The sequence below is a fragment of the Bradyrhizobium sp. LTSP857 genome (assembly GCF_000938285.1).
Taxonomy (GTDB): Bacteria; Pseudomonadota; Alphaproteobacteria; order Rhizobiales; family Xanthobacteraceae; genus Bradyrhizobium.
On sequence record NZ_JYMS01000020.1, the window covers coordinates 168,690 to 180,956 of the forward strand.

Below are 12,267 nucleotides of genomic sequence, written 5' to 3' on the forward strand. Positions count from 1 at the left end.
TCGTGAAGTTGAGCAATCTGAAGATCGCGCCCAAGCTAGGCATCCTTGTCGGCGTTACCCTGTTCGGCCTGTGCGTCGCCGGAGTTCTCGCCGGTTATTTGATGAAACGCGAGATGGTGAATGCGCGCGTCGACCAGGCCAAGGCCATCGTCGAAATGGGGCGCAACTACGCGCTAACGCTCAAGAAGCGCGTCGATGCCGGCGAGATGACGAAGGACGCGGCCATGGCCGATCTTCGCCGCTACGGCAATGCGATGACCTATGACAACGGTTCGGGCTACCTGTTCGGCACGTCCTATGACGGCATCACCCAGCTCGCGCCCGATCCGAAGCAGATCGGCACCAACCGCATGGAGGTCCTCACCAACGGCCGCAAGCTGTCCTGGGAGCTGATGGATGGCGCGAAGGCTAACGGTTCGATCCTGCTGCACTATGAATATGCGAAGCCGGGTGTGGAAGGGCTGATCCGCAAGATCGGCTACGCCGTGGCTGTCCCCGGCCTCGACATGTATCTCGGTACCGGCGCCTATCTCGACGACATCGACGCCAAGATGGCTCCGGTGTTCTGGTCGCTCGGCCTTGCCATGCTCGGCATCGTCATCGTCGCCGGCAGCGTGGCCTGGATGATCGGCCGCAGCATCAGCCGTCCGCTGGCTCTGCTCGGTGCCCGCATGAAGGATCTCGCCGACGGCAAGCTCGAGGGTGACATCCCAGGCGTCGGCCGCGGCGACGAGGTCGGCGCGATGGCTGCCACGGTCCAGATCTTCAAGGACAACGCGGTGCGCATTCGCGCTATCGAGAATACCGAAGCGGAGGCCAAGGAGCGTGCGGCTGCGGAACGCCGCAGCGCGATGGAAGGCATCGCCAGCGACTTCGAACGCAGCGTCAACGGCATCGTCCACTCGGTCTCCTCGGCCGCGGCCGGCATGCAGAGCACGGCGCAGTCGATGACCGCGACCGCCAGCGACGCCTCGTCGCGGGCGGCGACCGTCGGCGCGGCCTCGCAGAGGGCGTCGGGCAATGTCGGGACGGTCGCAGCCGCCGCCGAGGAGCTGTCGAGCTCGGTTGCGGAAATCTCCCGCCAGGTGACGCGCTCGACCGAAGTGGCGAGCCGCGCCGTCAGCGACGCCGAGCGTACCAACGCCACGGTGCAAGAACTTTCCACCGGTGCCGAGAAGATCGGCGAGGTGGTCAAGCTCATTCATTCGATCGCGGCGCAGACCAATTTGCTTGCGCTCAACGCCACCATCGAGGCGGCGCGTGCCGGTGAATCCGGCCGCGGCTTCGCCGTCGTCGCCTCCGAGGTCAAGGCGCTCGCCAACCAGACCGCGAAGGCCACCGAGGAAATCTCTGCCCAGGTTGCGGCCATGCAGACCTCGACCAGCGATGCAGTCGCAGCGATTGGCGGCATCACCCAGACCATCGCCGAGATGAGCGAGATCACCGCGGGCATTTCCGCCTCGATCGAGCAGCAGGGCGAGGCGACCCGCGAGATCGCCCGCAACATCCAGTCGGTCGCGGCTGGATCGAACGAGATCAACGCCAATATCGGCAGCGTCACCTCGGCCGCGGCAGCGACCGGCACGGCGGCCAGCGACGTGCTCACCAACGCCCGCGAGCTGGACAGCCAGTCCGGCGCGCTGCGCAGCGCCGTCGACGGCTTCCTCGCCAAGGTGCGCGCGGCGTAAGCCGCCGCACAGCAAGATCGGTAGGGTGGGCAAAGGCGCGAGAGCGCCGTGCCCACCTTTTCTTTTCTCGTGATGATCGATGGTGGGCACGCTACGCTTTGCCCACCCTACGAGACCGCTACTGCTTCTCGATCCCCGCGTCCTTGATCAGTCGCTCCCACAGCACCAGCTGCTCGCCCACAAACGTGCCGAGCTGCTCCGGCGTGCCGGAGAACGCGTCCATGCCCAGCGTTGCGAGCTGGGCCTTGATCTCCGGCTTCTCGACGATCTTCCGAATCTCGGCGTTGAGTCGCGTCACGATCTCCTTCGGCATGCCGGCCGGGCCGAAATAGCCTTGCCACGACGAGATATCGAAATCGGGCACACCGGCCTCCTGCATCGAGGGGAGATTCGGCACCAGCGGCGAGCGGTCCTTGGTGGTGACGGCGAGCGCCCGCAGCGCGTTGCCGTTGACGTGCGGCTGGCCGGTCAGGATGTCGACGAACATCATCGAGACGCGTCCGCCCATGACGTCGTTGAGCGCCGGCGGCGAGCTCTTGTAGGGCACATGCAGGAGATCGAGCCCGGCATTGTGCGCAAAGGTCGCACCCGACACGATCGCGGAGGACGAGCCCGACGCGTAGCTCAGCTTGCCCGGATTGGCCTTGCCATAGGCGACGAGCTCGCCGACGGTTTTGGCCGGGACGTCGGGGTGAACGACCAGCATGAAGGGCAGGTCGCCGGTGCGCGCGATCGGGGTGAAATCCTTGACCGGATCGTAGGTCAGGCTCTTGAGCAGAAAAGGATTGGCCGAATGCGTGGTGTTGGTGGTCACCAGCAGGGTGTAGCCGTCGGGTGCTGAGCGGGCGACAAAGGTCGCGGCGATCATGCCGTTGGCGCCGGCCTTGTTCTCGATGACGATGCCGACGCCGAGCGCCTGCGACAAATGTTGCGAGATCAGCCGCGTCGTGGTGTCGGTGCCGCTGCCGGCCGCGAAGGGCAGCACCAGTGTGATGTTGCGGCTGGGCCAGTTGTCGGCCTGCGCGACGGATGCGGCGGCAAGACACAGCGCGGCGACGCCGACGGTGCGCAGGACTCTGATCAGCGATGAAAGCATGTTGGAGCGTTCCCTCTTTTCGTTGGCGGGGAACCTAGCTTCTCTGCGTTGGAATCGGAAGGCGTGAGTTTGTCGCCAAGTCTCGTGCCCCGGACGCAGCGCGGCGCTTCTTCAGCGGTGCGCTGCAGAGCCGGGGCCCATGCTGCGGCAGACTGGGTCCCGGCTCAGCGTCGTGTCATTGCATGCCGCGCCGCGTCCGGGACACGAGACCTGTCGCGCGTCCGCGGCGCGGAATTATTTCACCGCCGAGCCCCGGCGCGATGCGATCACGACCCCGGCAAGCACCAGCGCGTAGCCGATCAGGTGAAACGGCTGGAGTTTTTCGCCGAGCAGCAGGATCGCCATGGCCGAGCCGAACACCGGCACCAGATGGAAGAACGGCGCGGCGCGGTTCGGCCCGATCAGCGCGACGCCGCGGTTGAAGAAGAGATACGCAAGCGTCGAGGGGAAGATCAGGATGTAGCCGAGCGTCGCCAGCGTCACGGTGTCGAATTGCAGCACGCGGCCGCTCCAGGTCTCCCAGATCGCCGTCGGCAGCAGCATCATCGCGCCACAGCAGGTCGTGAAGGAGAGAAAGGAGAGCTGATGAACCTTCGGCCGGCGCGGGATGAAGGCGGAGTAGATCCCGAACGCCACCAGCGAGGAAGCGAACATGATGTCGCCCCTGTTGAAGCTGATGCTTGCGAGCGCCGCGAAATCGCCATGCAGGATGATGATCAGCACACCCGCAAGCGAGATCGCGATGCCGGCAAGCTGCGCACGCGTCAGCCGCACACCGAACAGCAGCAGCGACCACAGCGCCACGAACAGCGGGCCGGCCGACTGGATCAGCAGCGCGTTCAGCGCTTCCGTGTATTGCAGGGCCCAGTACGAGATCGCGTTGTTGAAGGCGAATCCGACCAGCGACAGGAACAGCATCAGCGGCAGGCTGTTGCGCAACGCGGGCCAGTCGCGCTTCAGATGCGGCCAGGAGAACGGCAGCAGGATCAGGAACACGCCGAACCAGCGGATCGTGGTCACCGTCAGCGGCGGCACATGCGCGCCGACATGGCGTGCGAGCACGATATTGCCGGCCCAGAACAGCGAGCTCAGGCTCAACAGCAGATAAGGCTGGTTATTGAGCCAACTGGCTGGATTCGAAGCCGGTGGCGCGGGCGAAGCGATCGTCATTGGCGTTGGATACGATCTTGCGCCGGATTGCTGTTGTGACACAAGTCACGCGGCCGCAAGGCTACAATGCAGGCATGACCCGAGGAGGTGGCATTGGCGGTCAATATGTTGAACATCGAAGGCCTTGAGCGGCTCGATTCAAATGCACCGGTGGTGATGCTGAACCTGATGCGCTTCCACACGCACTCGCGCGACGGCAACGGTTCCGGCTGGGACGCCTATTTGCGCTACAGCGCGATCACCGTGCCGATGATCAGGGCGCGCGGCGGCACGCTGCTTTGGACCGGCGAAGCCAAAGCGGTCGCGCTCGGCCCGCACGATGGCAACGAATGGGATTTCGTCGCACTGGTCTACTATCCATCCGTCGCGGCCTTCCTCGACATGATGACGTCGGAGACTTACGAGCGAGAGGCTGATCCGCATCGCGTCAACGGCTGCGCCGAACACGTGATCATCGCGACGGAGCAGGCCTACAGCAAGTTCAGCGCCCGCTGACTCGCCGGCTTGCGGCCAGAGGCGCGCGTCCGGGGCGAATTTCGCGAATTTTCCGCACAGCTTTGGCGCAGTTATGCGCCAAATGTGAACTATTCGATTGCGTGGGGGTACCAAAGATGGTGCCTTTGGCCGATGAGCGCGCATGTCGGGGCATTGCCGGCTTGGCATGAGGCGTTGTGGTGCTGCTTCCTCCTGGCCGATTTTTGCTTCGTTTGGGGATCAGATGATTTGTGAGCGTTGCGGCGGGGACAATCCGTCGACGAATCGCTTCTGTCACGGCTGCGGCTCGGCTCTGTCGATCGCCTGTCCCGCCTGCAATCATCTCAGCCCGCCCGGCTCGGGCTTTTGCGGAGCCTGCGGCACGGGCCTGAGCGCCCAGAGCAGGCCAATCCCGGCACCGACGGGGCATTTCACCAGACCGGTTCGGGGCGAGCTGAAGCAGGTGACGGTGCTGTTCGCCGATCTCGTCAGCTCGACCGAGATCGTTGCCGGCCTCACCGCCGAAGATGCCATGCAGCGTCTCAAGCCCGCGCTCGATGCGATGTGCGACGCCGTGGAGCGGTTCGAGGGCACGGTGGTGCGAACGCTCGGCGACGGCATCCTCGCCTTCTTCGGCGCGCCGCGCGCGCAGGAAGGCCACGCCCTGCTGGCGTGCGAGGCAGCGCTGGCGATCCGGGACACGTTTCGCGCGCGCGACGATGCCATGTCGGTGCGCATCGGCCTGCATTCCGGCGAGATCGTCGCGGATGCTCCGCTCGTCGACACCGTCACCGAGCACGGCGCTTACGGACTGACCATTCACCTCGCAAGTCGCCTGCCGGCCAAGGCGGAGCCAGGCGAGATTTGCCTGACCGATGAGACCTATCGTCTGGTGCGCTCGTTCTGCGACGTCGGCCCGCTCGGCCGTCATCGCCTGCGCGGCGTTCCGGAGCCGATCGAGCTGTATCTTCTGAAGAACCTCAAGCCGGCGGTCGCCAGCCAGCAATTCCGCGGTGTCGCCTTGGCGACGTTCCGCGGGCGCGAGCGGGAGATGGCTCTGTTGCAACGGACCCTGGCGGCGGTGGAGACCGGCGGCTCTCGCGTCACCGGCATCGTCGGTCCGCCCGGGACCGGCAAGAGCCGGCTGTGCTACGAGTTCGCGGAATGGTGCCGCGCGCGTCTCATTCCGGTGTTCGAGGCCCGCGCTCAGCCCTATGGCGCGGCAACGCCGCTGCAGCCGGTGCTGGAGTTCTTGCGCTCGACCTATTTCAACGTCTCGCCGGACGACGAACCCGATCTGGCGGTGAAGCAGATCGCCACCTGCCTCGCCGAGCTCGGCTCGACCTTCGAGGCGGACCTGTGGCTGGTCTGCGATTTTCTCGGCATCAGGCACGGCCAGGGTCCGCCCTCCTGGCTCGGTCCGCGTGCCCGCAACGTCCGTCTGCTCGACATCATCCGGCACATGATTCGCCAGCGCGGCGCATTGGCGTCGGTGATCATCATCGAGGACCTGCATTGGCTCGATCAGGCGAGCGAGGAGTTCGTCGCAACGCTCGTCGACGCGGTGATCTCGACCAAGACGGTCCTGATCGTGAATTTCCGGCCGGCCTATTTCGCGCCCTGGATGCGCGGGCCGCTGTACCAGCAAATCGAGCTCGCCGAGCTCTCGCCAACGGATACGCACGATCTCGTCGACGAGCTGCTCGGGCTGGAGGACGAGCTTTTCGATGTGCGGCGGCGTGTCGCCGAGCGCAGCGGCGGCAACCCGTTCTTCGCCGAGGAGTTGATCCGCTCCCTGGTCGAGCATCTAGCTATCGTCGGCGAGCAGGGTGGCTACCGGCGCGGCTTCTCCGGCGCCTCCGACGTGCTGCCGCCGACCGTGCAGGCCGTGATCGGCGCGCGGATCGATCGGCTGGCGCCCGGCGATCGCGACCTCCTGCACACGGCCGCGATCATCGGCAAGGAGTTTCAGCTCGCGGTCCTGCAAAGCGTCGCCGGCCTGCCCGCCGCTGAACTCGAGGCGACGCTGATCCGGCTCTGTTCGGGCGAGATGCTCCAGGCGCGCAGCGGTCAGGACGGCCAGGGCTATGGCTTCCGTCATCCCTTGATCCAGGAAGTTGCCTATTCGACCCAGCTCCGCGCGCGGCGCAGCCTCCTGCACGCGCGGGTGGCGCGGGCGATCGAGCAATTCTATCCGGAGCGGCTCGAAGAGTTCGCCGCGCTCCTGTCGCACCATCTCGAGCAGGCCGGCGAGGTCGATGCCGCCGCCGAATATGCCGCGCGCGCCGCGCGCTGGATCGGCTCGACCAGTCCGGCGGAAGCGATCCGGCATTGGCACAAGGTGCGTGCGCTGAAGGCAGGACAGAAGCGCAGCCCGGCGGGCGATGCGCTCAGGATCACGGCCAGCAGCCAGATCGCCTGGCTCGGCTGGCGCGAGGGCATGACGTCGGAGGACGCAAAGCCCTTCATCCAGGAAGCGCTGGAATGGGCGCAGGACACCGACGATTCCATGATTCCGCTGCTGCTGTTCGTCGAAGGACGGATCGCAGGTGCGAGCGGCGGGCAGGCCGATGCCTATGTCGACACGGTCAAGCAGGCCCTGGTGCTGACGGAATCGCGCCAGCTCACCGGCCGCGCAGCAATGCTCAATGCCTCGCTCAGCCAGGCCTATGGCTGGGCGGGCCTGTTGCGCGAAGCGCTCGCGGCAAGCGATGCGGCGCTCGCCGGCGTCCCCGCCATCACCGACTTCGAGCACCGATTCCTCGGCTACAATGTCGAGCACTGGATCCTCAGCCTGCGTGGCCGGATCCTGGTTCGGCTCGGGCGTTTCGACGAGGCGCGGCTGTGTTTCGATCGCATCCTCGCCATTGATCCGACGCTGATTGATCCGACGGTGCAGTTCATCGCCAATCTCGGGCACGTCGATCTCGCCTGGTGCCTCGGCGATTCCGCGATGGCCTCGACCCATGCCTGGCGCGTGGTCGAGCTGGCGACGCGCCAGGCCAGCCCCTATCTGCGCGCCTATTCGCTGGCCTGCATCGGCACGGCGCAGGGCATCGCCCAGAACTATCAGGCGGCGATCCCGTCGTTGACGGAGGGCGTCGAGTTCGTGCGCGCGGCGAGCGTGGCCATGGAGATCGAGCCGGAGATGCTTGCGAGCATCGCCGACTATCAGCTCCGTTCGGGCGCCCATGCCGCGGCGATCGACAAGGCGCGGGAAGCGATCACGGTCGCCCAGGAGCGGCGCGCCCGCCTGCCGGAATGCCGCGCCACCATCACGCTCGCCGCCGCGCTTGCGGCGAGCAACGATCCTGATCACCTTGGTGAGGTGGCCCGCCTCGTCGATCGCGCCGATGCCCTGATCAAGCTGACTGGGGCTGGCATCTACCGGCGGCTGCTGGAGGAGACGCGGCGGCGGCTGTCGGTCGGCGCGTGAGAGCTAGACTTTCCGCACGATGAGCGTGAACTCCATCAATCCATAGCCGTCATGCACCTCGGCTGTGGCATTGAACCGGGCGGCGCAGTAGCGCGCCCAGGGTGCGGTGTCGGTGGTGTAGAGGCCGTGGCGGGCGGTCGCCCCTGCCGGCCGCTTCATGAAATTAACGGCGAAGCCGCGCCTGGTGGTGCGATGGAGGTCGTCGAGGCTCGCCGCGACGAAGCGCTCCCAGTCGTGCCGCGACTGGTCCTGCGCGACGTTGAAGATACCGCTGGCGATCGCATAGTCGGCCATTCGCGGGCTGGCATGGCCGAGGGCGAAGGCGGCATTGCCGCGGTCCCGCCACAGCCGCCGTGCCTGCCGAACCATCGCCTCCGAGACGTCGATGCCGAGATAGTCGACGGCACAGTCGTCATGCCGGCGGTCGAGATAGGCGATCAGCGCGCCATAGCCGCAGCCGAGGTCGTTCAGCGAGAAGGGCGATGCGAAGTCGCACAATTTCAGGAGTTGGACGAAGCGCATCTCCTGCGTGGCCTGGCAGGTCCAGTCGACGCCGGACGGCGTCGCGCCGAAGCGTGCGATCTTCGCCGAATAATAGGCAGCGATACCGGTATAGATCCCGGTCAGCTCTCCGTCGCCCGGAGAAGCAAGCTCCCTCGCGACGGCGGCGGCGCGCATCGGCCGCCTATTTCTTCGGCTTCTTCTTGGCCTTGCCCTTGGCTCCGGGCGGGACGCTGGGTGCCATCGGCAGCGAGATCGTGAGGTAGGTTCGCTCGATGTAGAAGATCGGCTTGTCCTCGCGAACGATGACCTTCAGGCCGTCGGGACCGCGGGAATCGTGGGCCTTCATGAAGCAGGGCAGTGGCGGCTTGCGCGTAAAGTTCTTGATCAGCGCGTTCACGATGCGCTCGTCGCCGGTTTCGCCGGCCTGGTCCGAGGGGACCTTGGCCAGCCAGGTCAACAGGCTGAACCACCGGTTCTTGGCGCGGTTGTTGTGCAGGCCGCCCAGCCCGAGGAGCTTTGCGCTTTCGACGAAAGGCCGCCCGTCCTGGAAGATCTCGAATTCGTCCTGGAGGGCCTTGATCTCGGACACGCCCCCCGCGGTGTGCTCGTGATCTTTCTGCTCTGGACCAAACCTCAAATTGAACAAATCAAACAGCGGGCCGATATAGATATCGTCCTCGGCCATCAACGCGCCCATACCACTCTCCCTGACAGCCAGAGTTAGGTTATTGGATTAGAAAGTCATCAATAAGGATATTGAACCTTGGTCCCGGATAAATTGCAAGGACGCCAATTTGCAATGCGTGTCGATCTGCCGCTCAGCCCACCGCCTGCTTCCTTGACGCCACGAAAACCCCCGACAGCACCAGCGCGAAGCCGATGAAGTGGAAGGCTTGCGGGCGTTCGCCGAGGAAGACCATCGCCATGATTGCGCCGAACACCGGCACGACGTGGAAAAATGGCGCGGCGCGGTTGGCGCCGATCAGGCGTACGCCGCGATTGAAGCAGAGATAGGCCAGCGTCGAGGGGAAGACGGCAACGTAGAACAGCGTCAGGAGGTTCGGCCCGTCGAGCTTCATCACGGGACGCGCGGACAGCTCCCAGATCTCCAGCGGAATGAGACAGGCGGCGCCGGCGCCGAAGGTGAAGGCCAGGAACGACAGGCCGTGCATCGGCGGGCGCTTCAGGCTCAGCACCGAATAGAGCGCGAAGAAGATCAGCGCGACGATGAAGATCAGGTCGCCCTTGTTGAAGTCGATGTTCGACAGCGTAGTGAAATCGCCGTGCAACAGGATGATCAGCACGCCGCACATCGAGAGCAGCACGCCGAAGGCCTGGGCTGCGGTGAGCCGGACGCCGAGGATGACGAGCGACCACAGCGCCACGATCAGCGGCGCGGCTGATTGCAACAGCAGCGTGTTGAGCGCCTGGGTATGTTCCAGCGCCCAATATTGCAGGGTGTTGAAGGCGCCGATGCCGATGATCGACAGCACGATCATCAGGCCGAGCTTGCTGCGGATCGCGGGCCAGTCCTGGGCGAGGTGTTTCCAGGCGAATGGCAGCACCAGCAGGAAGGCGAAGGACCAGCGCAGGAAGGAGAGCGTGACCGGCGGGATGTGGCCGGCGGCGAGGCGCCCGACAATTGCATTGCCGGCCCAACACAGCGCGGTGATGCTGAGCAGGAGATAAGGCTGGTTGGCGATCCAGTTTTGGCCGGGCTTGTCGGCGCTCGTGGTCTGGCCGGTGGCGGACATTTTGATTGTTATGGTCCCGCGTCATGCGCCGAGACCTCCGGCCCGGCGATGTCCGGGCCGGCACGTAGCCCGGCTCCACTCAAAGACACGGAAATCGAGGTTGCAGCAACGGGGGGCGGATGCATCGCGACCATGCAGCGGCAGAGATAGCTTCCAGCGCTTTGGTCGAGGCTTTCGCGCAGCCCCAAAATGTTTCCGGATTTTCGGGGGATATCAAAGGCTTGGAGTGCCCACTGAGCCCGAAAAAAGCCCCGTTCTTGCTTGCCTAGAGAGGCTGCTTCCTTTATCCGGTTGGGCTGCCTCGCGTGCGAACGGCCTTCGGCCGGGAATTGGGCTGGGCGCAGGCATGATTCCGGAAAAGTGGGTACCGGTTTTCCGTTTGGATCATGCCACTTACAGAGAAATTCTTCGAAGGATTACCCGCGAATGGCCAATGTTGTCGTCGTCGGCGCCCAGTGGGGCGACGAAGGAAAGGGCAAGATCGTCGACTGGTTGTCGGAGCAGGCCGACATCGTCGCGCGTTTCCAGGGCGGCCATAACGCCGGCCATACGCTGGTCATCAATGGCGAGACCTACAAGCTCGCGCTGTTGCCCTCGGGCGTACTGCGCCCGTCGAAACTGGCGGTGATCGGCAACGGCGTCGTGTTCGATCCGCAGGCCTTCCTCGACGAGGTTGCCAAGCTGCGTGGGCAGGGCGTCGCGATTAGCCCCGAGAATCTGCGCGTCGCGGAGAACGTCACCCTGATCCTGCCGTTGCATCGTGAGCTCGACGCCCTGCGCGAATCGTCCAACTCGGCGACCGCGATCGGCACCACCCGCCGCGGCATCGGCCCCGCCTATGAGGACAAGGTCGGCCGCCGTGCCATCCGCCTGATGGACCTCGCCGACCTCGATACCTTACCGCACAAGATCGACCGGCTGCTTGCTCATCACAACGCATTGCGCCGCGGGCTCAATTTGCCGGAGTTCGACGGCAAGGAAATCCTGGCCGAACTGACCGCGTTCGCGCCGCAGCTGCTACCCTATGCCGAGACGGTGTGGCGGCTGCTCGACATCGAGCGGCGTGCGGGCAAGCGCATCCTGTTCGAGGGCGCGCAGGGCGCGCTGCTCGACGTCGACCACGGCACTTATCCCTACGTCACCTCGTCGAACACAGTGGCGGCGCAGGCCGCGACCGGAACGGGCATCGGGCCGGGCGGGGTCGGCTACGTGCTCGGCATCTGCAAGGCCTATACGACCCGGGTCGGCCAGGGGCCGTTTCCGACCGAGCTTCTGAACGAGATCGGCGAGGAGATCGGCCGTCGCGGCCGCGAGTTCGGGGTCAATACCGGACGCAAGCGCCGCTGCGGCTGGTTCGACGCCGTCCTGGTCCGTCAGACCGTGCGGACCTGCGGCATCAACGGGTTGGCGCTGACCAAGCTCGACATTCTCGACGGCTTCGATTCGATCGAGGTCTGCGTCGGCTACAAGCTCGACGGCAAGGAGATTGATCATTTCCCGGCCGGCGAGGGCGCGCAGGCCCGGGTCGAGCCGATCTGGGAGACCATCGAGGGCTGGAAGGAGCCGACCGCCGGCGCGCGGTCCTGGGCCGACCTGCCGGCCCAGGCTATCAAATATGTCCGCCGGATCGAGGAATTGGTGGGGTGCCCGGTCGCACTGCTTTCCACGAGCCCCGAACGCGAGGATACTATTCTGGTGCAAAATCCGTTTGAGGCTTAACGATATCTTACCAGGACGTGCGCTAGTTGAGTTCAAATGGCTGATTACTATCCGCTGATCGCCCGCGCTATTTCCGCCCTGGACCCCAACGCTCCCGGCGAAAGCCGTCGCGCGCTCTATGAGCGGGCGCGCACGGCTCTGATCGCGCAGCTCCGCAGCGTGCAGCCGCCGCTCTCCGAATCCGAGATCACCCGCGAACGGCTGTCGCTGGAAGAGGCTGTCCGCAAGGTCGAGCAGGAGGCCGCTCAGCGCGCCCGCGAGGCCTCGCGCCCCGGCGGCGGCGCTCGCCCCAGCGGCAGCGGCGATGCCTTCCGTCGGGCCAGCGCCCGCGCCACCGAAGGCAACGCGCCTGCATCTCCTCAGCCGGCTGCACCGCCGCGCGCCCGTCCGGCCGCGCCGCCGCCGCGCAACGACCGCCCGCCTCTC

9 protein-coding genes and 1 pseudogene are annotated in these 12,267 nt (G+C 65.5%); 5 read left to right on the forward strand and 5 right to left on the reverse strand.

Going from position 1 to position 12,267, the window contains the following annotated elements:
- Window positions 1-2: 2 nt before the first annotated feature.
- Entirely contained in the window at window positions 3-1,688 is a 1,686-nt protein-coding gene (locus UP06_RS12070; protein ID WP_045002809.1) for a methyl-accepting chemotaxis protein, read from the forward strand.
- A 118-nt stretch (window positions 1,689-1,806) separates the two neighbouring features.
- On the opposite strand, the gene UP06_RS12075 is transcribed toward UP06_RS12070, so the two are convergent.
- Together UP06_RS12075 and UP06_RS12080 are read right to left on the reverse strand one after the other, a co-directional pair.
- Window positions 1,807-2,784 (reverse strand): Bug family tripartite tricarboxylate transporter substrate binding protein, encoded by a 978-nt coding sequence (locus UP06_RS12075; RefSeq protein WP_045002792.1) that lies wholly within the window; start codon window positions 2,782-2,784, stop codon window positions 1,807-1,809.
- A gap of 234 nt (window positions 2,785-3,018) precedes the next feature.
- Window positions 3,019-3,954, reverse strand: a complete 936-nt coding sequence (locus UP06_RS12080) for a DMT family transporter (RefSeq protein ID WP_045002793.1) — start codon at window positions 3,952-3,954, stop codon at window positions 3,019-3,021.
- Between the two features lie 105 nt (window positions 3,955-4,059).
- Here UP06_RS12080 and UP06_RS12085 point away from each other — a divergent pair, with 105 nt between their 5' ends.
- Together UP06_RS12085 and UP06_RS12090 are read left to right on the forward strand one after the other, a co-directional pair.
- On the forward strand, window positions 4,060-4,449 hold the full coding sequence (locus UP06_RS12085) for a DUF1330 domain-containing protein (RefSeq protein WP_197087194.1): 390 nt from the start codon (window positions 4,060-4,062) through the stop codon (window positions 4,447-4,449).
- 223 nt (window positions 4,450-4,672) lie between these two features.
- Window positions 4,673-7,864 carry an AAA family ATPase gene (locus UP06_RS12090; RefSeq protein WP_045002795.1) on the forward strand — a complete coding sequence of 1,064 codons (3,192 nt, stop codon included), beginning with the start codon at window positions 4,673-4,675 and terminating at the stop codon, window positions 7,862-7,864.
- Window positions 7,865-7,867: 3 nt separating this feature from the next.
- On the opposite strand, the gene UP06_RS12095 is transcribed toward UP06_RS12090, so the two are convergent.
- The 3 genes from UP06_RS12095 to UP06_RS12105 all read right to left on the reverse strand — a co-directional run bounded on the left by UP06_RS12095 (window position 7,868) and on the right by UP06_RS12105 (window position 10,122).
- Window positions 7,868-8,542, reverse strand: coding sequence for a class I SAM-dependent methyltransferase (locus UP06_RS12095; protein ID WP_050031605.1), 675 nt, complete (start codon window positions 8,540-8,542; stop codon window positions 7,868-7,870).
- A 7-nt stretch (window positions 8,543-8,549) separates the two neighbouring features.
- Window positions 8,550-9,065, reverse strand: coding sequence for a hypothetical protein (locus UP06_RS12100; RefSeq protein WP_045002796.1), 516 nt, complete (start codon window positions 9,063-9,065; stop codon window positions 8,550-8,552).
- Window positions 9,066-9,186: 121 nt separating this feature from the next.
- Window positions 9,187-10,122 carry a DMT family transporter gene (locus tag UP06_RS12105; RefSeq protein ID WP_045002797.1) on the reverse strand — a complete coding sequence of 312 codons (936 nt, stop codon included), beginning with the start codon at window positions 10,120-10,122 and terminating at the stop codon, window positions 9,187-9,189.
- Between the two features lie 426 nt (window positions 10,123-10,548).
- On the opposite strand from UP06_RS12105, the gene UP06_RS12110 reads away from it, so the two are divergent.
- Together UP06_RS12110 and UP06_RS12115 are read left to right on the forward strand one after the other, a co-directional pair.
- A complete protein-coding gene (locus tag UP06_RS12110) occupies window positions 10,549-11,841 on the forward strand; it encodes an adenylosuccinate synthase (protein WP_045002798.1) in 1,293 nt (430 codons plus the stop codon).
- 36 nt (window positions 11,842-11,877) lie between these two features.
- Window positions 11,878-12,267 (forward strand): annotated as a pseudogene (locus UP06_RS12115) (hypothetical protein); the annotation flags it as partial.